This window comes from Streptomyces sp. NPDC001980 (genome assembly GCF_040296885.1).
Taxonomy (GTDB): Bacteria; Actinomycetota; Actinomycetes; order Streptomycetales; family Streptomycetaceae; genus Streptomyces.
Genome location: NZ_JBEOYD010000003.1, coordinates 1 through 23,323 on the forward strand (window position 1 = coordinate 1; position 23,323 = coordinate 23,323).

Annotated in this window: 18 protein-coding genes and 1 pseudogene; 13 read left to right on the forward strand and 6 right to left on the reverse strand. The window is 71.3% G+C overall.

Annotated elements, in window-relative coordinates:
* Window positions 1-127: 127 nt before the first annotated feature.
* A complete protein-coding gene (locus ABT137_RS04645) occupies window positions 128-1,078 on the reverse strand; it encodes an SDR family NAD(P)-dependent oxidoreductase (protein WP_351702409.1) in 951 nt (316 codons plus the stop codon).
* Between the two features lie 267 nt (window positions 1,079-1,345).
* Between ABT137_RS04645 and ABT137_RS04650 the strand changes: the two genes are divergently transcribed.
* From ABT137_RS04650 to ABT137_RS04660, 3 genes are all read left to right on the forward strand, one after another.
* Window positions 1,346-1,573, forward strand: a complete 228-nt coding sequence (locus ABT137_RS04650; RefSeq protein ID WP_351702412.1) for a DUF8825 domain-containing protein — start codon at window positions 1,346-1,348, stop codon at window positions 1,571-1,573.
* A 58-nt stretch (window positions 1,574-1,631) separates the two neighbouring features.
* Entirely contained in the window at window positions 1,632-1,850 is a 219-nt protein-coding gene (locus ABT137_RS04655) for a hypothetical protein (RefSeq protein ID WP_351702415.1), read from the forward strand.
* A gap of 427 nt (window positions 1,851-2,277) precedes the next feature.
* Entirely contained in the window at window positions 2,278-3,222 is a 945-nt protein-coding gene (locus ABT137_RS04660) for a slipin family protein (protein ID WP_351702418.1), read from the forward strand.
* Here ABT137_RS04660 and ABT137_RS04665 read toward each other — a convergent pair.
* The gene (locus ABT137_RS04665; protein ID WP_351702421.1) at window positions 3,158-4,360 is read right to left on the reverse strand and encodes an MFS transporter; all 1,203 of its coding nucleotides are present in this window, start codon (window positions 4,358-4,360) and stop codon (window positions 3,158-3,160) included. The genes ABT137_RS04660 and ABT137_RS04665 overlap by 65 nt on opposite strands.
* Before the next feature lie 153 nt (window positions 4,361-4,513).
* Between ABT137_RS04665 and ABT137_RS04670 the strand changes: the two genes are divergently transcribed.
* From ABT137_RS04670 to ABT137_RS04680, 3 genes and pseudogenes are all read left to right on the forward strand, one after another.
* The gene (locus ABT137_RS04670) at window positions 4,514-5,488 is read left to right on the forward strand and encodes an ArsR/SmtB family transcription factor (RefSeq protein ID WP_351702424.1); all 975 of its coding nucleotides are present in this window, start codon (window positions 4,514-4,516) and stop codon (window positions 5,486-5,488) included.
* Window positions 5,489-5,506: 18 nt separating this feature from the next.
* A complete protein-coding gene (locus tag ABT137_RS04675) occupies window positions 5,507-6,013 on the forward strand; it encodes a glutathione peroxidase (protein ID WP_351702427.1) in 507 nt (168 codons plus the stop codon).
* Window positions 6,014-6,117: 104 nt separating this feature from the next.
* Window positions 6,118-6,219 (forward strand): annotated as a pseudogene (locus ABT137_RS04680) (MerR family transcriptional regulator); the annotation flags it as partial.
* Between the two features lie 133 nt (window positions 6,220-6,352).
* Here ABT137_RS04680 and ABT137_RS04685 read toward each other — a convergent pair.
* The 3 genes from ABT137_RS04685 to ABT137_RS04695 form a co-directional block, all read right to left on the reverse strand.
* Window positions 6,353-6,544: a DUF397 domain-containing protein gene (locus tag ABT137_RS04685; RefSeq protein WP_089102095.1), complete on the reverse strand. Its 192-nt coding sequence runs from the start codon at window positions 6,542-6,544 to the stop codon at window positions 6,353-6,355.
* Window positions 6,545-6,770: 226 nt separating this feature from the next.
* Window positions 6,771-7,628, reverse strand: a complete 858-nt coding sequence (locus tag ABT137_RS04690; protein ID WP_093501737.1) for a helix-turn-helix domain-containing protein — start codon at window positions 7,626-7,628, stop codon at window positions 6,771-6,773.
* A 287-nt stretch (window positions 7,629-7,915) separates the two neighbouring features.
* Window positions 7,916-8,668: a GOLPH3/VPS74 family protein gene (locus tag ABT137_RS04695; protein ID WP_351702431.1), complete on the reverse strand. Its 753-nt coding sequence runs from the start codon at window positions 8,666-8,668 to the stop codon at window positions 7,916-7,918.
* A gap of 144 nt (window positions 8,669-8,812) precedes the next feature.
* On the opposite strand from ABT137_RS04695, the gene ABT137_RS04700 reads away from it, so the two are divergent.
* The 7 genes from ABT137_RS04700 (at window position 8,813) to ABT137_RS04730 (ending at window position 21,430) form a co-directional block, all read left to right on the forward strand.
* The gene (locus ABT137_RS04700; RefSeq protein ID WP_351702434.1) at window positions 8,813-11,440 is read left to right on the forward strand and encodes a serine hydrolase; all 2,628 of its coding nucleotides are present in this window, start codon (window positions 8,813-8,815) and stop codon (window positions 11,438-11,440) included.
* Between the two features lie 197 nt (window positions 11,441-11,637).
* A complete protein-coding gene (locus ABT137_RS04705; protein WP_351702437.1) occupies window positions 11,638-13,479 on the forward strand; it encodes a DUF8823 domain-containing protein in 1,842 nt (613 codons plus the stop codon).
* A 224-nt stretch (window positions 13,480-13,703) separates the two neighbouring features.
* On the forward strand, window positions 13,704-15,038 hold the full coding sequence (locus ABT137_RS04710; protein WP_351702440.1) for a nucleotidyltransferase family protein: 1,335 nt from the start codon (window positions 13,704-13,706) through the stop codon (window positions 15,036-15,038).
* Window positions 15,039-15,146: 108 nt separating this feature from the next.
* On the forward strand, window positions 15,147-15,857 hold the full coding sequence (locus ABT137_RS04715; protein WP_351702443.1) for an SDR family oxidoreductase: 711 nt from the start codon (window positions 15,147-15,149) through the stop codon (window positions 15,855-15,857).
* Window positions 15,854-18,061, forward strand: a complete 2,208-nt coding sequence (gene glgX / locus ABT137_RS04720; protein ID WP_351702446.1) for a glycogen debranching protein GlgX — start codon at window positions 15,854-15,856, stop codon at window positions 18,059-18,061. The genes ABT137_RS04715 and glgX overlap by 4 nt, the downstream gene beginning before the upstream one ends.
* The gene (locus ABT137_RS04725) at window positions 18,058-20,217 is read left to right on the forward strand and encodes an AGE family epimerase/isomerase (protein WP_351702449.1); all 2,160 of its coding nucleotides are present in this window, start codon (window positions 18,058-18,060) and stop codon (window positions 20,215-20,217) included. The genes glgX and ABT137_RS04725 overlap by 4 nt, the downstream gene beginning before the upstream one ends.
* Window positions 20,210-21,430 carry an IS701 family transposase gene (locus ABT137_RS04730; RefSeq protein WP_502984472.1) on the forward strand — a complete coding sequence of 407 codons (1,221 nt, stop codon included), beginning with the start codon at window positions 20,210-20,212 and terminating at the stop codon, window positions 21,428-21,430. Before ABT137_RS04725 ends, ABT137_RS04730 begins: the two co-directional genes overlap by 8 nt.
* Window positions 21,431-21,503: 73 nt before the next feature.
* On the opposite strand, the gene ABT137_RS04735 is transcribed toward ABT137_RS04730, so the two are convergent.
* Complete coding sequence (locus ABT137_RS04735; RefSeq protein WP_351702455.1) at window positions 21,504-23,168, reverse strand: ABC transporter family substrate-binding protein; 1,665 nt, start codon at window positions 23,166-23,168, stop codon at window positions 21,504-21,506.
* Window positions 23,169-23,323 lie beyond the last annotated feature (155 nt).

Genomic DNA, 23,323 nt, shown 5'->3' on the forward strand with positions numbered 1-23,323 from the left:
CGGAGGCGGGGGCCCGTCGGGCGTAGGTGCGCGCGGCCGTCATACGCTCAAGCGCGCCGTCACGATCCGCCGCCCAACCCGGGACGAACGCCATGCACCCCCGCGGGGGTGGGCGCGCCGGTCTTCTTCATGGTCGCCCGGTGCCGGGATCGACGCCGGTCAGGTCACGGCTGGCGTCCCACAGCCGCGCCGCCGCGGAGGTGTCGGTGAGGTGGTTCCACACCCGTTCGCGTCGGGGCCCGCCGCGCAGGCCGAGGACGCGCGGCCCCCACAACTGCCCTCCGCGCACGGCGGGGTCGAGCACCGCCCGGACCGCGGGCCATGCGCCGGCGTGCTTGCCCTGGACGAGGAGGGCGGCCGGTGCACCGCGGAGCCGCGCACCGGCGGTCCGTACGTGGACCGGGGGTCGGGACGGGGTGAGGGAGTCCAGCGCGCCCCCGGGATGGACCACCACGCTCGCCACCGGGCTGCCGACGGCGCGCAGGCGGCGGTCGAGTTCGAGGCCGAAGTACATCTGCGCCAGCTTGGAGCGTCCGTAGGCGCGCTTGGGCCGGTAGTCCTGCCGGGACTGCAGGTCGTCGAGGTCGAGCCGCTCGGACTTCGCCGCGAAGCTGCCCACGGTCACGATGCGGGCCGCCGGTGCGGCCGACAGCAGGGGCATCAGCCAGTGGGTGAGCGCGAAGTGCCCGAGGTGGTTCGTGCCGAACATGAGCTCGTGACCGTCCCCCGTCTCCCGGCGCGGCGGGGCGTCGAGCGCGACGCCGGCGTTGTGGACCACCGCGTCGAGATGTTCCACGTCCAGTGACGCCACCGCTGTTCCGAGCGACGTGAGGTCGGCGAGGTCCAGCCGAACGGCCCGCACCCGGGCGCCGGGGACCCGCGAGCGGATCGAGGCCGTGGCGGCTGCGGCCTTCGCGGGGTTGCGGCTGCCCAGGACGACGGTGGCTCCGGTCGCGGACAACTGCTCCGCGACGAAGTACCCGATGCCGGCGTTGCCGCCGGTGACCAGGAAGACGCTGCCGTCGGCCCGCGGCAGCCGTTGGACCACCCAGGACCGGGCGGGGGACGTGGACGACATGACGACGGGGCTCCCTGGCTGTCGACGGCGGCTGCGGCTGCCCTGCGGGGCGGCTCGGCATCCACGGTTCCAGCGGCCCCCGACACATCGCCTACAGATCACCGACAGCCCCGGCGGACGGCCGACATCCTGCCGACACGACGCCGACCAGGGCGCACCTCGGTGGCCTCTGGGGTCCGGCCTCCATGGACCCGATGGACCCGATGGGCTCGATGGACCCGGTTGGCTCGATGGACTCAAAAATCGAACACGTGCTTGAATTCGGCCATGCGATCGTTTCCCGTTGACCTGGCCCGGGCGCAGCAGGAATGGAGCGCCACCTACCGGCAGCTCGCCGTGCGGCCCGGGCGTACCGAGTTGCGGCGGCGGCTGTACCGGCTGTCGGCGGAGGTGTTCTTCCATCCCTACTGGGGGCAGCGGCGGCCGAGCCCCGCCGCGTGGCGGGAGCTGCGGGACCCGGGGGGCCTGGGGCAGTCGGACCGGGCCGGGAGCTGAGGGGGCTCGGATGGCGGGCTGGAGTGCGGGACCGTACGTCCCGGATGATCCTGAAGGCATGTCCGGACCGATACGGGTGATCGTGCATCCGCCGTCGCCGACGGGTGGCCGGCGCGTGCGCGTGGACGGCGAGATCCTCGGGCTGGCACACAACGTGACCGACGTCGCCGAGTTCCTGCGCCGGGCCGGGTTGGAGATCGATCCGGCGGAGGTGGCGCAGGCGCCGTGGATCGACTGGCGGGGCGGCGGGCCGGAGTGGTGGGGACCGGAGACGTGACGGTCCCGGGTGCCGGGAATGCACGAGGCCCGTCCAGTGTGTGGACGGGCCTCGATATGGAGCGCCGGGCAGGCCTTGCACCTGCATTTCCCCGCAGGAAGCGGGGCGTCTTTCCTTGGACCACCAACGCAGCACCAGACGGACCGGACCGGTCCGGCCAGCTCTGGATTGATCATAGCCCATGCGGGTGGGGTGTGCCCGCGCCGGACGGCGACCTGGTCGCGGGGCCGGTGGGCCGGGGAGCGGGAAGCCGGGAGCCGGGGAGCCGGGACGGAGGTCCAGGCAGCAGGCGCGACGGGTGCCCGGTTTGTCTTTCTTTTCTTTACGCACTCCTGACGCCGGCACCCGCATCCCGGGAAGGCCCGGACGTGTCCTCTTCCTTGTCCGGATTCTTGTCCGGACCACGTCGAGAATGGAGTGTGTGCCCATGGACGGCGCCGTTGTAGGGGTCGTACTGGTGGTCGTGGCGGCCCTGCTCGTGCTGCGCAGCGGGATGCGGGTGGTCAACCAGGTCGAGCGTGGGGTCGTGTTCCGCCTGGGCAAGGCGCAGCCGGATTTCCGGCGCCCCGGGATCACCTTCCTCGTCCCCTTCGCCGACCGGATGCGCAAGGTGAACGTGCAGGTGGTCACCATGCCGGTGCCCACGCAGGAGGGCATCACCAAGGACAACGTGTCGGTGAAGGTGGACGCCGTCGTCTACTTCCGGGTCACCGACCCGGTCCGCGCGGCCATCGAGGTGCAGGACTACGTGTTCGCGGTCGGCCAGGTCGCCCAGTCCTCGCTCCGCTCCATCATCGGCAAGAGCGACCTGGACGACCTGCTGACCGACCGGGAGCGGCTGCACGAGGGGCTCGCCCTGATGATCGACAGCCCGGCCGCGGAGTGGGGCATCCACATCGACCGCGTCGAGATCAAGGACGTACAGCTCCCGGAGTCGCTGAAGCGGTCCATGTCCCGGCAGGCCGAGGCGGAGCGGGAGCGGCGGGCCCGGGTCATCACGGCCGACGGTGAGTTCCAGGCCGCACAGCAGCTCGCCAACGCCTCCCGGATCATGTCGGAGACCCCGGAGGCGATGCAGCTGCGCCTCCTGCAGACCGTCGTCGAGGTCGCCGCCGAGAAGAACTCCACGCTCGTGATGCCGTTCCCGGTGGAGCTGCTGCGCTACTTCGAGCGGGCGACCAAGCGGCTCGACCAAGAGGTCGAGAAGAACGAGCGCGAGCTGGAGGCCCCGGAGGGGCAGGCCGCGCTGAAGGCCGGGATCGAGCACATCGCCGCCGTCGCGGACCGGTTCGGACCGGCGGCCGAGGTCACCGCCCCGCGGGATCCGCGGGAACCGTCACCGGGATCCTCCGCTCCTGCCGACCGGCAGTAGCCAGCGTCAGCGTCACGGCGAGTGACGCGAGCGCCATCAGCGTCATCGCACTGGCGGGCGAGGTGAGTTGGGCCACCGAGCCCGCCAGTGCCGCACCCACGCCCTGCATGGTCAGCATCCCCGCCGAGTGCAACCCCAGGGCGTGTCCGCTGAGTTCGTCGGGGGTCAGGCTCATCAGCCGCTCCTGCTGGACCAGGCTCGCGCCGAAGCCGACGGAGGCCACGGTGGCGCAGCCGGCGGCGAGCAGCAGGGGCGGGTGCAGGAAGAAGACCAGGTAGGGCGTGGCCAGGAGGAGCAGCAGCGGGGTGGCCATGCGGGTGCGGACGGCGGGCGGCAGCAGCCGGCCGACGGTCACGTCACCGGCCAGCATGCCGAGGGCCGCGCAGGCGAACAGGGTGCCGGCCGATTGCGGGGCGTACGACACGTACAGCGACTCGCAGCCGACGACCAGGCCGTTGGGCAGCCACAGCCCGAGATAGGTCAGGCGGCGCGGGCGGGACGACCACAGCAGGGCGTTGGTGCGCCAGGTCGCCGCGACGGAGGGGCGGCCGGCGGCCCGGGGCGGGCGGGCGGTCAGGCCGAGGCGGAGGACGACGGCGGCCGTCAGGTAGAGGGCCGCGGCGAGCAGCAGGCAGGTGCGCGGGGAGACGGCGGCGAGCAGGGCGCCGCCGGCGGCGTATCCGGCGATCTGCACCAGCCCGCTCATCATGTTGAACAGCGAACGCCCCGGCAGATACCCGTCCTTGTCGAGGATCTCGTTCAGCAGCCCCCAGCGGACCCCACCGCCGAGCGAGGCGACGAGGCCCAGCAGCAGGACGACGGCCAGCAGTGCGCCGGCGGGGAGGCCGGGCAGCGCCAGGCCCGCGGTGGCGACGGCGAAGGTGAGCGAGATCGCGGCGAGGGTGGTGCGCGGGGGCAGCCGGTCGGCGCCGGAGAGCAGGAAGGTCGCGCCCAGCACCTGCGCGAGCGAGGGGCCGAACATGCTCAGCGCCGAGAGGAGGGGCGAGCCGGTGGAGCGGTAGACGAGCGTGCCGAGGGCGAGCCCGCCGACGGTACCGCCCGCGTTCTGCGCGGCGGCGCCGAGGAAGAGGGGGGTGAACTCGGGTGTGCGGAAGAGGGATTGGTAGCTGGTGGACATGGCTCGGAGTCTCGGGGGAGCCGGAAGCGGGCGTTACTGTTTCGCACGAGTGCGAAAGATTCCGACAGCGACTCTGACGTCGACGGCTCTGACGTCGACGGCTCTGACGGCAAAGGTTCTGACAGCGGCGCGTCTGACAGCAGGGAGATCCTCTTGGGTTGGTGGCAGCTCAACGCGGACACGCTCGCCCGTAGCCGCTTCGTGCTCTCCCCCTTCGCCGAGACCTTCGCGAGCCTCAGGCTGCTGCACGGCGGCACCGCCGCGCATCCCGGCGAGCGGCGCTGGCTGGACGAGCAGCTGCCCGGCTACCGGGCACGGCTCGCCGCCGATCCCGTCACCGCGCTGCTCGTCCGTGCCGGTCTCGGCGAGGTGTGGACCGCCGACTTCCTCACCCCCACGCCCCGGGACGGGGAGAGCGCCGAGGCGGGCATAGCGCGGGTGCGGGCGGCCCGCCCCGACGACGCCCGCGCGCACCTGCGGCTCTCCCTCGGCGGCCCCCTCCCCGCCGCCCTGGACCGCGACGACCTGCCCGGCCGTGCGGCCGATCTGCTGACGTACGTGTGGGAGGCGACCGTACGGCCGTCCTGGGACCGCCGGCGGCGGATTCTGGACGCGGACGTGGTCGCCCGGACCGCGCAGGTCAGCCGGGGCGGCTGGGCCGAGGTGCTGGACTCCGTGCGGCCGGGGCGGACCCGCTGGCTCGGCTCCAACCGGCTCCAGGTCAATCTGCACGAGTACCCGCCCCGCGAGATCTCCGGCGCCGACCTCCTGCTCGTGCCGGTCACGCCGAAGTCCGGCTGGGTCTCGTGGGAGGAACCGGACCGGTACGCGCTGGTCTACACCTGCGCCGGCGCGCTCTCCGACCCCTCGGAGCGTGCGGTTCCGGCCGGTCTGGAAGCCCTGCTGGGCGGCGCCCGCGCCGGGGTGCTGGTCCTGCTCGACGCGCCCATGAGCACGACCCACCTCACGGTGGTGACCGGGCAGGGCCTGGGCTCGGTCGGCCGGCACCTCAGGATCCTGCTCGACGCCGGTCTGGTGGAGCGGCGGCGGGCCGGGCGGTCGGTGCTGTACTCGCGGACCGCGGCCGGGGACGTGCTCGTGGAGGCCGGAACCCGGACCGCCACCTGACGGAGTTAGCATCCGCCTATGACGACTTCTGAGAACAACGGGTCCGTGCTCGACGTGGAGATCGGTGCACTGCAGGGCGGCTCCGCCGGTCTGCCGGGCTACGGCGGCAAGGCCGTGCTCATTGTCAACGTGGCCTCCAAGTGCGGCCTGACCCCGCAGTACAACGGCCTGGAGAAGCTCCAGGAGCGGTACGCGGCGCAGGGCTTCACCGTGCTCGGGGTGCCCTGCAACCAGTTCATGGGCCAGGAGCCCGGCAGCGCCGAGGAGATCGCCGAGTTCTGCTCGGCGACGTACGGCGTGACCTTCCCGATGACCGAGAAGGTCGAGGTGAACGGCGAGGGCCGGCACCCGCTCTACGAGCGTCTGGTCGGGTATGCCGACGGCGAGGGGCACACCGGGGACATCCGCTGGAACTTCGAGAAGTTCCTGATCGGCCGGGACGGGCAGGTCGTCGCCCGGTTCGCGCCGCAGACCGAGCCGGAGTCGGCCGAGGTCGTGGCGGCGGTGGAGGCCGCCCTCGCCTGATCGCGGGTCCGATCGCGGGTTGACCTTGCCCCTGGGGCAGGGACGAGCCTCCTCGTCACCGGGCGGAACGGATCCGCCCGGTGACGGAGGATGCGGCCGTGGAGGGCCTGGCGTGCGACGGGCCGTGCCGGGAGGTCTACTTCGCGGACTGGGACGCGGCCGGACCGCAGGACCCGGTGTGCGATGTCGCGTTCCCCGTGCGGTGAGAGCCGGCGGGCAGGGGCGGGCGGGCACAAGCCGAGCCCCCTCGGCAAGGACGGCGGGCTGGTCGAGAGGGCTCTGGGTAACGCTTGTGCAGTTGTCGTAGTCGGGAGCGTGAGCGGTGAGTCAGCGAGTGCCCTACGCCTTGACCGAGGTCACGAAGGCGTTCCACGCGCCGGCCGGGAATGCGAGGACCGGGCCCTCCTCGACCTTGGAGTCGCGTACGGCGAGTCCCGCGGTCGTCGGCGACTTGACCTCGACGCACGCCCCGTTCCCTGCGGAATAGGAGGACTTCGTCCACGTCTCCGTGGCGCCCTGAAGCAGTGCCATGTCCACTCCTGTTACGAGATTGCTGTAGTGCGATTCACGCCAACCTTTCTGACCGGTTGGCGTGATCGACGCTACTAGCCAACTTCCTCGCCTGGAGTACCCGTTCACTCGACCGGGTGGCATATTCCAGAGGAGACTTCCATGGGAGCGTTACGCCGGTGTACGATCCGGCGCCCTCCGTCCGGAAGGCGTCCCGAAAGGCGTCCCGAAGGGCGTCCGGGAGGACTCAGCGGGCGTATTCCTTGGCCGCGTCGGCGATGAACTGCCGGGACTGCTCGACGTTCAGCGACTGGGCGCGCAGGTGCTCGTACATCACGGCGTACTTCTGCACGTCGTGGGCCTTCTCCAGGTAGAGGTCGCTGGTCACGCCCTCCAGGTAGACGACGCTGGAGTCGGCCGCGTCGGCGAACTCCAGGATCGCGTACTGGCCGTTGAGGCCGGGATGCGCGCCGCACTCGAAGGGCAGCACCTGGACGGTGATGTGCGGCTGCTGGGACATCTCGATCAGGTACTCCAGCTGCTCGCGCATCACCAGCCTGCTGCCGACGAGCCGGCGCAGCGCGGCCTCGTCGAGCACCACCCACAGGCGGAGGGGGTTGTGCTCGGCGGTGATACGTTCCTGTCGCCGCATCCGGACCTGGACCCGCTTCTCGATGTCGGCGGCGGAGGTCTCCGGCAACGCGCCCTGCACCAGGGCCTCGGCGTACGCCCGGGTCTGCAACAGCCCGGTGACCAGCTGGGGTTCGTACACCCGCAGCGACTCGGCGTCGGTCTCCAGACCGATGTAGACGCTGTACGGGATGTCCCCGAACGCGTGCCACCATCCTTGCTGCCGCGAATCCCTGGCCATCTCCATCAGGGACTCGACGACCCGCTGGTCCTCGACCTCGTACACCCCGCACAGGTCGCGGACGTCGCGCTGACTGATGCTCCGGCGCCCGTTCTCCAGCCGGCTGATCTTCGACTGGGAGACGAGCAACCGCTCCGCCACCTCCTCCGCCGTCATGCCCTTGAGCTCGCGGAGCCTGCGCAGCTCCTGGCCCAGCCGGCGTCGCCTGACGGTGGGATTGACATTGGACGCCACGGGACGTGCACCTCCGGCTGCCTGCCTGTAACTACCACTTTGCGTATCTGCTGTTGAGCAGACTGCCACCAAGGTGGTTCCTACCGCTGGGAAACAGCGGATATGCGGCGCGTACGCGTCAGTTCGGGCACGTTCCGGATTCTCCGGACGGAAATGCCGAGCGGGGCGGTGGAGGCGCGTACTGCGTACGCCTCCACCGCCCCGCTCGGACCAGCGGCTCCCGAACCGGGTCTCAGGGGTGCTGTGTTGCCGACTTGCGCCGGCTGTTGCTGCCGTGGAACTGCGGCTCAGTGCACCACGGCGCGCGCCATCGCGCCCGCACCTCGGCGCGGTTGCATCGGAACACCGCGGGCGGGTTCCGACGCGGCGGACCTGACGCCTGGTCCGGCCTGGGCCGGGGCGCGGCGTGGCTGGGCGGCCGCGCCGTTCTGCACGTCCATGACGGCGTGGGCCACGAGCCCGCCCATCGGGTCGTGCCGGATCAGGTCACGCAACCGGGAACGCGAGGAGCGACCCTCGTTCCCCGGGTACAGATGCTTGCCGAGACCGACCGCGTGGGCCAGGGCGGCGAGCGCGGCGGTCCGCGGGTCCGGCGGTACGCCGGTGCGGATCGCCGAATCCAGCCGGCCACGGATCTCCCGGGTGACGGCGTTGTCCGTCGCCTGGTACCGAGTTGTCGGCAGCACACCGCACATCTGCCCCGCTACGGCGGCAACCATGCCGCACCGTTCCAGATGCGCGAGATAGACCTGGCGAAGGCCGAGACGTGGCCCGCCGATCCAGTGAACAGCCCGTACGGGAGCGCCACGCCTTCGCAGCAACTCCAACGCACAGTCCAAAGTCGGATCTCCAGTCGGCCGTGGCTGCACCACGGCGATACGATCCCCGTCTGGGGCTATCCGTCCGGCCAGCGCCAGCTCTACTAGCTGTGCTCCGGCCAGACCGAGGTCGAGCGACTGCGGCTGTGCAGTGGTACCCGTGGCCGGGTCCAATGCCAGCAGCAGAAGCTCCTCCGGAAGTGTTCTGCGGCTCCTGCCCATCCATGCCTCCCCGCGTGGATGAATGACAGGGTGACCCCTCTCACATTGGTCTGTCGAGGGTGCGTGACCGGTTCGTAAGGGAACCGGTAGGTATGTCGTTCTCGTCTACCGCAGGGGCTAAGCCCGCACACAGGACACTGGTACATGGTTCGGACAGCGCACGGCAACGTGCGAAGCGTGGAGGAGGCATCGGTGGCGGGCGAGTCCCCCGACAGGTCGAAGCAGCGCGAGTCGTCGGCAGAACCGACGTCGGGGAGCGCGGAAACGGTTCCCGAAGCACGCGATCCACGACTGGCGGTGGCCGCCGAGAAGGAGACCGCCGGCGGCGTGGACACCGCCACCCGGATCTTCTCGGTACGGGACCTGAAGACGACCGACGAGACCGGCGAGAGCGGCGAGAGCGGCGAGAGCGGCGAGAGCGGCGAGACCGACACGAAGCTCCGCGACGCGGTGGCGGCGTGGGTACGCACGGGCGAGCCGGCGGAGGACGCGGCGGCCCCTGAGGCGGTCACGGAGGCCGAGGAGGGCCCTGAGGCCCCCGAGGGCGCCGAGCGGGCGCAGAGGGCGCAGGAGCCCCCGAAGAACGCCGACAAGACCGCTACGGCGCCTGAGGCAACGACCGAGGACACCCCGGCAGAGCCGGCGGACGCCGAGCCCGAGGCCACGGCCGAACCCGAAGACGCCACGCCCCAGGACGAGTCGGCACCCACGGCCGAACCCGAGGACGGGCCCGAGGCCACCACCGAACCCGCGGACGCCAAGCCCGCCGACAAGCCCGCCGACAAGCCCGCCGACAAGCCGAAGGCCACCGCCGAACCCCAAGACGCCGAGCCCGAGGGCAAGTCGGCAGCCGCCGCGGAACCGGAGGACGCCGCACCGGAGGACAAGCCGAAGCCGACGGCCGAACCCGAAGACGCCGCCCACCAGGGCGAGTCGGCAACCACCGCCGAACCCACGGACGCCACCCCCGAGGACAAGCCGAAGCCGACGGCCGAACCCGAGGACGCCGAACCCGAAGACGCCGCACCCGCCGACAAGCCCAAGGCGACCACCGAGCCCCAGGACGCCGAGCCGGCCGACAAGCCCAAGGCGACCGTCGAACCCGCGGACGCCGACGGCGAGGAGGCACCGAAGGGGTCACCCGCGGCCGACGACGATGGCCGCACGGGTGGTGCGGGTGGGAAGAAAACCGGCGGCGGCGAAGGCGAAGCCGAGTCCGCCGTCGATCAGCCCACGACCATGCTCAAGGCCCCCCGCCCCCCGCAGGTCGACCAGCCCACCACCACGCTCAAGCTGGGCGGCGGCACGAAGCCCAAGCCCAAGTCCCCCGAGACCGAAGCCGAGCGCACCAGCAAGTTCGTCGCTCTCAAGTCGGACATAAAGCAGGGCCCGAAGCCGGAGGGCAGGCCCGAGCCCGCCTCCACCACCCGCACCACCGTCCTCCCCCAAATCGGCCCCGAGCGCACCACCCAGCAGCCGCTTCCCCCGAAGCCCCCGCTGGACCTGCTCGCCGAGCTGACCAACACCCCTCCGCCGCCGGAGACCTCGGTCCGGACCCTCTTCCGCCGGGTCAAGATCTGGACGCCGCTCGTCATCGTCCTGCTGATCGTCTTTGCGGTCGTACAGACCCTGCGTCCGCTCCCCCAGCCCACCCTCGACCTGACCGCGAAGGACACGTACACCTTCGACGGCAGCAAGACGGACATGCCCTGGCCGGCCGACGGCCAGGCCGCCCTCGACGTCCAGGGCATCGGCACGTTCGGCTCCTCCGGCGACCAGAAGCCGGTGCCGATCGCGAGCGTCGCCAAGGTGATGACCGCGTACATCGTCCTGCGCGACCACCCCCTGAAGAGCGGCGCCGCGGGCCCGAAGATAAAGATCGACCAGGCGGCCCAGGACCAGGCGAACGCCGGCCAGGAGTCGACCGTCGACGTGACGGCCGGCGACTCGATCACCCAGCGCGAGGCCCTGGAGAGCATCCTGATCGCCTCGGCCAACAACGTGGCCCGCCTGCTGGCCCGTTGGGACGCCGGCTCCGAGAAGGCGTTCGTGGCGAAGATGAACGCCACCGCGAAGAAGCTCGGGATGACGAACACGACGTACACGGACCCGTCGGGCCTCACGGACTCCACGGTGTCCACGGCCGTGGACCAGGTGAAGCTGGCGAAGGCCGCGATGGCGAGCGAGCCGTCCTTCCGCGAGGTCGCCGCGATGATGTCGTACGACGACTACAAGGGTGTCAACCACTCCAACTGGAACCAGCTGGTCGGCCACAACGACGTCGTCGGCATCAAGACCGGCACCACCACCTCCGCCCTCGGCAACCTGGTCTTCGCCGCGAAGAAGACGGTCGGCGGCGAGACCCGTACGGTCATCGGCGCGGTGCTCCGGCAGCCGGCCAACGCCAGCAACGACAACAGCATCCTCAAAGCCGCCCTCAACGCGGGCGACCAGCTGATCCGGGCGGCCCAGGGCGCGCTGAAGTCGGCGACGATCTACAAGAAGGGCGACGTCGTCGGGTACGTGGACGACGGGCTCGGCGGCCGCACCCCGGTCGTGGCGACCCAGGACGTGACGGCCGTCGGCTGGTCGGGGCTGAAGGTGAAGCTGTCGTTCGCCCCGGACGACGTGCCGCACACCGCGAAGGCCGGTACCAAGGTCGGCACCCTCACCGTGGGTGACGGCTCCGGCTCCGCCGTCCAGGTCCCGGTCGCCCTGGAGAAGGACCTGGCCGAGCCCGGGTTCACGAGCAGGCTGACCCGCCTCGGCTGACCCATAACCGACATTCCGTCACCGCACCCCGCCGATGGCGGCCCACCCCAGGGCCCCGCGGCGGGGTGCGTGCTAGCGTCACGAATCGGGGCAGGTCGCCGGTCGCCGGGACACGGCCGCGAACTGGACGGAAAGCGGCCGCCAACACCGTGGAACGCGGCCGAGAACAGAAGACGGGACACGGGGAGTGCCTTCAGGTGGCCACAGCGGAGCCGACACGCGCCGACAACGCCGATCCGGGCCCGGTAGCCGGCCCGCGAATAGCCCTGCCGCCGGCAGCCGCGGACGACACGGAGCGTAAGATCGACCGGCTGCTGCGGGCCACCGAGCCGCTGCGCAGGCGGCTGCTGCGCCACCCGGTGCTGTCGGTCACCGCCCTCGCCGGCGTCCTGCACATCATCTGGTTCTTCACGTTCGCGAACAGCGGCGGGGATCTCGCGGCACAGGACGCCTGGGCCGAGTTCGTCGGCCGGCACCCGGACTCGGCGTACAACCTCGCCTGGTACGGCGGCATGCACCCGGTGTCGTACAGCGTGGTCTCGCCGTACCTGATGTCGCTGATCGGCGTCCGTACGACGATGATGCTCGCCGGCACCGTCTCGGCCGGTCTGCTGACCCTGCTGCTCATCCGCAGCCGTGCGGTGAAGAACCCCCTGTGGGCGGCGCTCGCCGGGGTGTTCGCGCTGATCTGCAACGCGCTGTCCGGGCGGGTCACCTTCGGGCTCGGCACGGTCTTCGCGCTGGCCTCGGTCGGGGCGGTGTTCTGCTGGCCGTACCGCTGGCGGCACAAGCGGTGGGCGAAGGCGCTCGTCGCCGCGCCGTTCGCCGCGCTCGCCACCATGGCGTCGCCCGTGGCCGGGCTCTTCGTCGGCCTGGTCGCGGTCGCGTTGTTCCTGCAGAAGCGGCGGCCGGGCGCGTGGGCGCTGGGCCTGGCGCCCGCGGTCGTGGTGGCGGTCTCCGCCTGGCTGTTCCCGTTCTCCGGCACCCAGCCGATGGGCTTCGGCTCGGTGATCCTGCCGCTGTCGTACGGTCTGCTCTGCCTCTTCCTGGTGCCGAAGGAGTGGAAGACGGTCCGGCTGACGGCGGCCGTGTACAGCCTCGGCGTGGTGCTGGTGTGGCTGGTCAGCTCGCAGATCGGCTCGAACATCTCACGGCTGCCGATGCTGTTCGCGGGCGCGACGCTGATCGCGGCCCTCCCGTACACGGTCCCGCGGTCGCGCAGGTACTACACCGTCGTCCTCGCCTTCCTCGGCGCCTGCGGCTGGATCGGCTTCAAGGCGGTCGACGACATCGTCCATACGACCCCGACCGCGTCCTGGGCCCGCGAGCTCGCGCCGCTCGTCCACCAGCTCCAGCAGGTCGGCGCCGAGAAGGGCCGCGTCGAGGTGATCCCGGCCCGCTCGCACCGCGAGGCCTCGGCGCTCGCGCCGTACGTCAACCTGGCCCGCGGCTGGAACCGCCAGGCCGACATGGAGCGCAACCCGCTCTTCTACGACGACACCCTCAACTCCGCGAACTACCACGAGTGGCTGCAGCGCTGGGCCGTGCACTTCGTCGTGCTGCCGAAGGACGAGCCGGACGGCGACGGCGGGGAGCGGGAACGGGCGCTGGTGCAGCGCGGGATGCCGTACCTGAAGCAGATCTGGGGCGACGCCAACTGGCAGCTGTTCCGGGTGACCGACCCGGTGCCGCTCGCCGAGCCCAACGCGGCGGTGGACAGCGCGGAGCAGGGCGAGCTGACCATCGAGGTGCGCAAGGCCGGGCGGATCCTGATCCGGATCCCGTACTCGCCCTGGCTGAGCATCGTCGACGCGGACGGCAAGAGCCTCAAGGCGCCCCAGGAGACCGAGGCCTCCAAGCACCGGGCCGACGGCAAGCCGAAGACGTACACCAACGTCAACGGCTGCCTGATGGAGACGCCCGAGGACGCCAAGGGGGACAAGTGGACGATGCTGCTGGCCCCGCGGGCCGGGACGTACCGGCTGGCGTCGCCGTACCAGCTGCCGCGGGGGACGCCCTGCCCCGACGAGCTGAAGTGACCAGCCGCCACACCTGACATGACTGGACGGGTGAGAGGTGGATTGACTGTCGGGTCAATCCACACCCGATCCTGATACTCCCTGTTCAGGAGCGCCATTCCGGATCCTGTCAAGGTCCCGCATGACTCCCGTTCGGGCATTTTCTTTACTTTTTACTTGACTCTCAATGACGGGCTCAGTTGACTGAATGGCATTGATTCGTCAGCCGAGGAGGCAGCGCAGTCATGGGGGACGAGACGTTAGGGATAATCCTGGCGGGAGGCCGGGGCGAACGCGCCAAGCCGCTCACCCTTGCCTCCTCGGACTACATCCGCAGCAAGGCCCTCATCCCGTTCGCCGGCCGGCCCGTCGTCGAGTGGCTGGTAGAGAACTGCCGGGACCAGGGCATCCGCCGCTTCCACGTGGTCGCCCAGGGCGCCGAGAACCACAGCCAGATCAAGCTCGTGCTGGGCCGCGGCGAGCGGTTCGGCGTCGAGATCCACTACTCCCGGGCCCGGCTCGACCGCTACAACGTCGGCTCGGGCGCCGCCACCCTGCACAACCTCGAACGGTGGGACCTGACCGGCCGCGCGCTGGTCATGCCGGTCGACTCCGTCTTCGAGTTCTCGCTCCCCCTGCTGACCGACGCGCACGACGCCGCCGACGCCGTCGTGACCGTCGCCTCCGTCGCCCGCACCGCCGAGGAGATCGCCGGCAAGTACGGCGTGATGCAGACGTCCGCGGACGGCAGCGTCTCGGGCTTCCTGGAGAAACCCGACCTCGACCGCATCCACCGCCTCTTCCCCGAGACATCGTTGCCAGGTGCCGGCTTCACCCTGCCCACCAACGCGGGCATGTACCTCATCGACTGCGGGCGCCTGCGGCTGGCGGCCCGCACCCCCGAGATGATCCGGCTCGCCCAGCAGCGCCTCGACTGGGGCGGCGACCTGCTGCCCTGGCTGGTCCGGCGGGGCCTGCCGGTCGCGGCCGCGCGCATCGACCGGCTCGGCGACCTCGGCAGCATCCCGGACTACCTGGCCACCCTCGGCGACGTGCTGCGCGGCCGCTACCGGTGGATGAGCCGGTCCATGGGCGCGCCGGTGAGCACCGACCCGCCGTACTGGATCCACGAGTCGAGCCTGCGCACCAAGGACAGCGTGCAGGGCACGACCCTCGCCCAGAAGATCTCCGAGGGCAGCGTGGTGCTCGGCCCCGCCGTGCGCATCGGGCGGAACGCCGAGATCGGCCCCGGGGTGAAGCTGCGGTACACGGACGTCGGCGACGACGTCGACATCGACGAAGGGGCCCGGCTCAGCCGGTCGGCGATCGGCGACGGTGCCGTCGTCGGGCCGTACGCCCGCATCACCGACTCGTACGTGGGGCCGATGGCGCAGGTGCACTCCGCCCGCGACAACCCCGTCCGGCTCGTCCACTCGGCGATCGGCGAGGCCGCGGACCTGCGTCCCGGCACCCGGCTCTCGGGGGTGAGTGTCTACCCGCGGCTGCGGGTCCCCGCCGTCACCGGACTGCCCTCCGGCACCCACCTGACCAGCTCCGACGACATCCTGCGCTGGATCTGACCGGATCCGGCCGGACCTGAACGGCTCAAGAACACGCCCTGACGCATCCACCTGCTCCTTCCCGCACCCCAATCGTCCGGCTCGTCTACAGCCTGGGGAGTTTTCTCGATGGACAGCCCGATCGCAGTCATAGGAGGGACCGGCCGCGTCGGCCGGCTCGTCACCCGCCGGTTGCTGGCCCGGGGCGAGACCGTCCGGGTCATCGGCCGCAGCACCCAGCGCGCCCGGCGGCACATGCCCGCGCAGGCGCAGTACTTCACGGCCGACGTCCGCGACCCCGGCACGCTCCGCACCCCGCTGCACGGGTGCGCCGCGGTCGTCTACGCCGTGGAACCGGGCACCGACGCCGCCGGCCCGGACAGCCCGGAGTCGACCCTGCACGGCGGGGTCCGGCACGTCCTCGACGTGCTGGGCACGGCCCCGGCCGACCGGCACTTCGTGCTCGTCAGCCAGCGGCACGTCACCCGTCGCGACCACCCCATGAACGCCTACGGCAGGATGCTGGACTGGCGGCTGGCCGGCGAGGACGCGGTCCGCTCCTCGGGCCTGCCCTACACGGTGATCCGGCCGGGCTGGCTGACCGACGAGCCCGGCCACGGCGTGCTGCACCTGGAGCAGGGCGACGTCGGCGACGGGTACGTGGCCCGCGCCCATGTCGCCGAGGCCTGTGTCCGGGCGATCGACTCGCCCGCGGCGCGCGGCGTGACGTTCGAGATGCGCAGCGAGGCGGGCCCCGCCTCCGGTCCCGTGCCCTGGGACGAGCTCCTCGCCGGGCTGCGCACCGACGCCCCGGCCGGGACGAGGGCGGTGTTCGCATGAGCGCCCCGACCGAGGCCCAGGACCAGCCGACCGCCACCACCACGGATGCCACGAGCGCGTACATGACCCTGCCTGCCGACCAGGCCCCCGACTCCCTCGACGTGCCCCAGCCCGGGGTCACCCCGGGCCACCCGCAGCCGCTGGGCAGCACCGTCGACGCCGACGGGGTCAACTTCTCGGTCTTCTCCGAGCACGCCACCCGGGTCGACCTGCTGCTGTTCGAGCACTGCGACAGCCCGCAGCCCTACCGGACCGTCCGGCTGCACCCCGAGCGGCACCGCAGCTTCCACTTCTGGCACTGCCATGTGCAGGGGCTCGGCGCCGGCCAGGTCTACGCCTACCGCATCGACGGGCCGCGCGACCCGGTCGCCGGGGGCAGCCGCTTCGACCACCGCAAGGTGCTGGTCGACCCCTATGCCCGCGCCAACGTCAACAGCCGCTGGGAGCGGACCCGCGCGATCGGCCCCGGGGACAACGTCGAGCACTCCATGCGCAGCCTGGTGGTCGACCTGGACGACTACGACTGGGAGGGCGACACCCCGCTGCGCACCCCCATGGCCGACACGGTCGTCTACGAGATGCACGTCCGCGGCTTCACCGCCTCGCCGACCTCCGGCGCGGACCACCCGGGGACCTTCTCGGCCGTCATCGAGAAGATCCCGCACCTGAAGGAACTCGGCGTCACCGCGGTGGAGTTGCTGCCGGTCTTCGACTTCGACGAGACCCAGGTGCTGCGCACCGGACCGGACGGGACCCCGCTGCGCAACTACTGGGGCTACGACCCGTACGGGTTCTTCGCCCCGCACACCGGCTACTGCTCCAGCCCCCATCTCGCCACCCACATCACCGAGTTCCGCGACATGGTGAAGGCGTTCCACAAGGCGGGCATCGAGGTCATCCTCGACGTGGTCTTCAACCACACCAGCGAGGGCAACGAGTTCGGGCCGACGATCAGCTTCCGGGGCGCGGCGAACGAGGCCTACTACCACCTGTGGCCGCAGGACCGCTCCCACTACATGGACTTCACGGGGTGCGGCAACGCGATCAACGCCAACCACCCCATCGTCACCAAGTTCATCCTGGAGTCCCTGGAGTACTGGGTCTCCGAGCACCACGTCGACGGCTTCCGCTTCGACCTCGCCTCGGAGCTGTCCCGCGGCCCGATGGGCTACGAGATGGCGGTGCCGCCCGCGCTGTGGGCGATCGAGCTGTCGCAGGTCCTGGCCGAGACGAAGATCATCGCGGAGCCCTGGGACGGCGGCGGGCTCTACCAGGTGGGCCGGTTCCCCGGGAAGCGCTGGGCGCAGTGGAACGGCCCGTTCCGGGACGACGTGCGGCGGTTCGTGCGCGGTGACGCGGGCATCGCCGGCGAGGTCGCCTCCCGGCTCGGCGGCTCGGCCGACCTGTTCGCCCCGCAGGAGGAACTGCCCACCAACAGCATCAACTTCGTGACCTGCCACGACGGCTTCACCCTCAACGACCTGGTCAGCTACGACACCAAGCACAACCACGCCAACGGTGAGGCGGACGCCGACGGGACGAACGAGAACTACAGCTGGAACTGCGGCGCCGAGGGCCCCGCGGACGACCCCGCGGTCGAGGGGCTGCGGGTGCGGCAGATCAAGAACCTGCTGTCGGTCCTCATGCTCAGCCGCGGCGTCCCGATGCTGCTGGCCGGGGACGAGTTCCGCAACAGCCAGGCCGGCAACAACAACGGCTACTGCCAGGACGGGCCGCTCTCCTGGCTCGACTGGGACCAGGCCGGCAAGGAGCGGGAGACCCTCGGGTTCACCCGCGACGTCATCGGGCTGCGCAAGCGCTACCGCACCTTCCGGGAGCCGCAGTTCTTCTCCGAGCGGCTCAACCCCCGTCTCCTGCCGGACATCACCTGGCACGGCACGAGCCTGCACCAGCCGGGCTGGGAGAACCCCGACGCCCACGTGCTGGCCTGCACGTACGGCGGTTTCGACGGTGACCCGGACCTGCACCTGATCCTCAACATGTACCACCTGGGCCTCGAATTCGAGCTGCCCGAGCTGCCCGGTCACCGCTGGCACCGCGTCCTGGACACGGCCCGGCCGGCCCCGTACGAGATCCTCCCGCCCGGAGCGGAGGAGCCGGTCGACGGTCCCACCTATCACGCTCAGGGCCGCAGCGTCGTGCTGCTGGCGGCCCTGCCCGACGAGAAGGGCACGCGACGATGAGCGCACTCTCCCAACGACGTATCACCTCCGACACCCTGGCGGGCTACGTCACCCACTACAGCCCCACAAGGCGCATGTTCGGCCTGCGCAGCCCGGACGGGCGGGAGTTCACGGTCCACCTGACCCACAACGCCGTCTCCCGCATCGTCCGCAACCTCGGCGACCCCTACCACGACACCACGGCCCAGACCGTCGACATGCTGGCCGAGGGCCGGTTCCTGTTCGCGTACGGGATCCTCTACGAGTGGGAGGGCGGCGCCCGCTTCGACGCCAAGGAGATCACCTTCCCGGAGGAGAGCCGCGGCCAGTACGTCTTCGAGCACCCGAACTGGTGGGTGCAGCAGGCCGCCGCGATCGCCGACTTCTACCTGCGCGGCCAGTTCCCGGACGGGAACTACGACTGGCGCAACTTCCGCACCCACCTGACCCTCAGCGGCACCCACTTACCGGACTTCCACGGGCAGGACGTGCGGCAGGAGACCGACACCATCTCCCGGCTGGTCTACGGACTGGCCACGGCGTACCTGCTGACCGGCGAGGACCGCTTCCTGGAGGCGGCGCAGTCCGGCACCGAGTACCTGCGCGAGCACATGCGGGTGGACGACCAGGCGGACGGGATCACGTACTGGTACCACGGCATCGACATCACGCCGAACGGCCACCGGCCGGTCTTCGCCTCGGAGTTCGGGGACGACTACGACGCGATCCCCATGTACGAGCAGATCTACGCGCTGGCCGGCCCCACCCAGACCTTCCGGATCACCGGCGACCCGAAGATCCTGAACGACATCGACCGCACGGTGGCCCTGTTCCAGAAGTACTTCCGCGACCCGGTCGAGGGCGGGTTCTTCTCGCACCTGGACCCGATCGCCCTCGACCCGGGCGCCGACTCGCTGGGCCGCAACCGGTCCCGCAAGAACTGGAACTCGGTCGGCGACCACGCCCCGGCCTACCTGATCAACGCCTACCTGGCGACCGGGCGTTCTGACTTCGCCGCCCTCCTTGAGGAGACCGCGGACACGATCGTCAGGCGGTTCCCGGACGAGCCCAACTCCCCGTTCGTGCAGGAACGGTTCCACGCCGACTGGAGCCCGGACCGCACCTGGGGCTGGCAGCAGGACCGCGCGGTGGTCGGCCACAACCTGAAGATCACCTGGAACCTGACCCGCATCAAGGCCCTGCACGACAAGCCCGAGTACCTCACCACGGCGGAGCGGATCGCCGAGCTGATGCCCTCGGTGGGCAGCGACGGCCTGCGCAGCGGCTGGTACGACGTGGTGGAGCGGCAGCCCGACCCGGACAGCGGCATCCACCGCATGGTCTGGCACGACCGCAAGGCCTGGTGGCAGCAGGAGCAGGCGATCCTCGCCTACCTCATCCTGGCCGGCACCACCGACGACCCCGAGCACCTGCGGCTGGCCCGGGAGGCGGCGGCGTTCTACAACGCGTACTTCCTCGACTACGAGGACGGCGGCGTCTACTTCAACGTCCTGGCCAACGGCATCCCGTACCTGCTGGGCACCGAGCGGCTCAAGGGCAGCCACGCGATGGCGGGCTACCACGCGCTGGAGCTGTGCTACCTGTCGGCGACCTACACCGGTCTGCTGCTCGGCAACGACCCGGTGACCCTGCACTTCCGGCCACGCCCCGACGACCTCCCGGAGCGGCTGCTGCGGGTGGCGCCGGACCTGCTGCCGGCCGGCTCGGCGGAGCTGACCCGGGTGTGGGTGGACGGGCAGCCGTACCAGAACTTCGACGCCAAGGACCTGACCGTGCGGCTGCCCGAGGGCACCGAACCGGTGCGGGTGCGGGTGGAGCTGGAGCCCGCGCAGATGCGGCTGCGGATGCGCAGCGAGTTCGACGGCGGCACCGCCCACATCAGCTGCCGCGGTGTGATCGACGCCGCCGAGCTGGGCAAGTTCCGCAGGATCCTCGGCGAGGTCATGGCGGCCACCCCGGGGCGGGTGGAGTTCCACCTCTGCGAGACCAGCGAGATGTGCCGGTCCGCCATCAACGAGCTGCTGTTCCAGCGGACCAAGGCGGGGCTCGACGTCGACTTCGTCATCGTGGGCTGCGCCCTGCCGGACGTCGCGGACGCGCTGCTCGCCACGGACGCCTTCCTGCTGGAGGGTGGTGACGACTGCAACCATGAGTGATCTCGCGACCCTCGCACTCCCGTTACCGTCCGTGCGTACCCCGGGTGCCCCGCCCGGTGCCCGCGACCTGCCGGCCTACTGCGGCGAGCTGTTCGGCCAGTTCACCCGGGCCGACCAGCGGCGCTGGGGGGAGGTCTACCTGCGCGGCCTGCTGGCCGTGCCCGGCCGCAAGACGCCGGCCCGGATCACCGAACAGGTGCTGGGGCGGCGGGCGGTGCAGCAGATCCAGCAGTTCGTGAACCAGAGCCCGTGGGCGTCCGCGCCGGTGCGCGGCCGGCTGGCCGGGCAGATGGTCCGGGCCTTCCGGGCCGAGGCCTGGTCGGTCGACGAGGTCGTCTTCGCCAAGAACGGCGACCGTTCGGTCGGCGTGGCCCGCCAGTACGCGGCCTCCCAGGAACGCACCGTCAACTGCCAGCTGGCGCTGGCGACCTCGCTGGTGGGGCACGCCGGCGGGGTCCCGGTGAACTGGCGGCTGGTGCTGCCGACCCGCTGGGACCGCGACGAGGGCCTGCGCGGCCAGGCGCACTTACCGGACCACGAGCGCTGCCGCCCGCGGTGGAGCTATGTGCTGGAGACGCTCGACGAGATGCTCGACGAGTGGTCCCTTGAACCGCTGCCGGTGCTGGCCGACTGGCGCGGCGACGGGGACCCCGACCCCCTGCTGCGGGGGCTGGAGGCCCGCGGTCTCGGCTATGTGGTCCAGGCATCGCCGCACACCCCGGTGCTCCTCCCCCGCGGCCGGGCCGGCGGCACCGGCGGCGCCCTGGCCGACCTCGCCGCGCACGCCGTCCGGCACACCGAGCGGACGTCGGTGACCTGGCACGACCCGGTGACCGAACGCATGTGGCACTCGGAGTTCCTGACCGTCCCGGTGCTGCTGCGGGCCGAGCGCTCTCCCGAGGGCTGCCCGAGCGGGTCGCCGCGGGCGCGGATGCTGCTTGCGGACTGGCCCTACGGCCGGCCGCAGCCGCGGGCCTACTGGCTGACCAACCTGCCGGTCCGGCGGCTCGCGGAGATCGTGCTGCTGGCCCGGCTGCGCAGGTTCGCCGGGGAGGCGCTGGGCCGGATGCACGACGAGTTCGGCCTCGGCGACTTCGAGGGCCGCTCCTTCCGCGGCTGGCACCACCACGTGACGCTGGCCTCGGCCGCGCTCGGCTTCGACATGGTGCGCCAGCAGGCCGACGAGAGAGCCCTGAGCGCACCGCATGCCTGAACAGCGCCACCAGAACGACCGGAACGACCGGAACGGCCCCGTGCGGACACGTCCGCGCGGGGCCGCGCCGTGTTCACTTCTCCCAGCCGACCTTCGCGAAGTCGATGTCGCCGAGGCCCGGGACGCCGTAGTTGGCGAGGCCCTTGCGGACGGCGAGGATCTGGGGGCGCTGGTAGAGCTCGATGTCGTGGCCGAGCCGCCAGATCTGGGCGTCCGCCTCGTTGTAGAGACGCTGCGCGGCCCGTTCGTCGAGGGTGCCGGCGGCCCGGTCGAGCAGCTTGTCGACCTGCGCGGAGCCGACCCGGCCGTAGTTCTCGAAGACCTGCCCGCCGGCCGGGCGTCGGTAGACGGCGTAGGCGGAGCTCGGGTACGTCAGTCCGGTGAACCGGAAGATGGCGAGGTCGAAGTTGCCCTTGTCGAGGTACTGGGGGCCGTAGGCGGTGGCGGGCACCTTCTCGATGTCGACGCGGACCCCGGCCCGGGCCAGCATCTGCTGGACGAGCTGGGCCAGGTCCTCGCCGAGCCGGTTGGTGCCCTCGCTCAGCACCAGGCGCAGGGTGAGGCTGCGGCCGTCCTTGGCCCTCGGCTGCCCGTCGCCCTGGCTGCGCCAGCCCGCGCGGTCGAGGGCGCGCTCGGCGGCCTCCAGGTCGAAGCGGCCGTACGGGCCGGAGTCGTCGGCGTAGCCGGGCTGGTTGGTCATGAAGAAGTGGTTGCCGAGCAACGGCACCTTCACCGGCAGGCCCGAGGCCGCGACCTGGGCCAGCGCCGGGCGGTCCACGGCCTGCTGGAGGGCGTTGCGCACCGCCCGGTCGGCCAGCGGCCCACTGGCGCCGTTCAGCGTGACGTGCACCTCGTCCCAGGCGGAGCCGACCCGGATGGCGGTGTCCGGCGCCTTCGCCAGCTGGGCGTAGGCCTCGCTGGTGGCCGCGTTGACGACGTCGACCTCGCCGTTGAGGAAGGCCTGCAGGGCGGCGTCGGGGTCGAGGACGCGGAAGACGATCCGGTCGAGCCGGGGCCGGGTGCCCCACCAGGCGGTGTCCGGGACGAGGGTGAGGGTCTGCGCCGTACGGTCGACGGAGGCGAGCCGGAAGGGGCCCGCGGTGACCGGGAGCCGGCCCTGCCAGTCGGAGTCGAAGTGCTGCGGGCTGTCGTAGGCGACGGCCGGGAAGAGCGGTGTGAAGAGCCTGCGCCAGTCGGCGTACGGCTGCTTGAAGGTGACCTGGACCTCGTGCGCGTCGGCGCCCTGGCGGACGTCGGCGATCCGGTCGTAGCCGCTCGGGTCGGCGACCAGGTACCGGTCGTCGCCGCCCCCGACCGCGTGCCACTGGGCGGCGAAGTCCCGCCAGCTCAGGGCCCTGCCGTCGGACCAGCGGGCCTTCGGATCGAGCCGGTAGGTGACGACCTGGCGCGAGCCGGCGGTGGAGACGGTGGCGGAGGTCAGGTAGTCCCGCACGATGCGGGGGACGCCCTCGGCGTCGCGGGTGAAGAGCCGCGGCTCCGTCATCGTGTCGACGGTCCACACGTCGTCCAGGGCGCCGTCGACGTGGTTGAAGTTGAACTGCGTGATCATCTGTGTGATCGGCACGGTCAGGGTCCCGCCGGAGCGGAGGTCCCCGGACGGCAGGGCGTTGATGTCGTAGGTGCCGTAGGTCGGCAGCGCCTGGTGCCGGGAATCGTCGTGCCCGCCGGACGCGGTGCATCCGGTCGCCGTGAGGACGATGAGCGCCCAGACGGCCACCCACGCGGGCCATCCCCGTAATCGCTCCACCTGTCAGCCTCTCCGGCACCAAGGGGCCGTCAACTGCCCCCGTTTCCCTGGGAATTGCGGCGTCGGAGCTTAACATCACGATGTTTCCCTCAAATGAAGAGAAGGCAGACTCCCCTCCGTCAGGA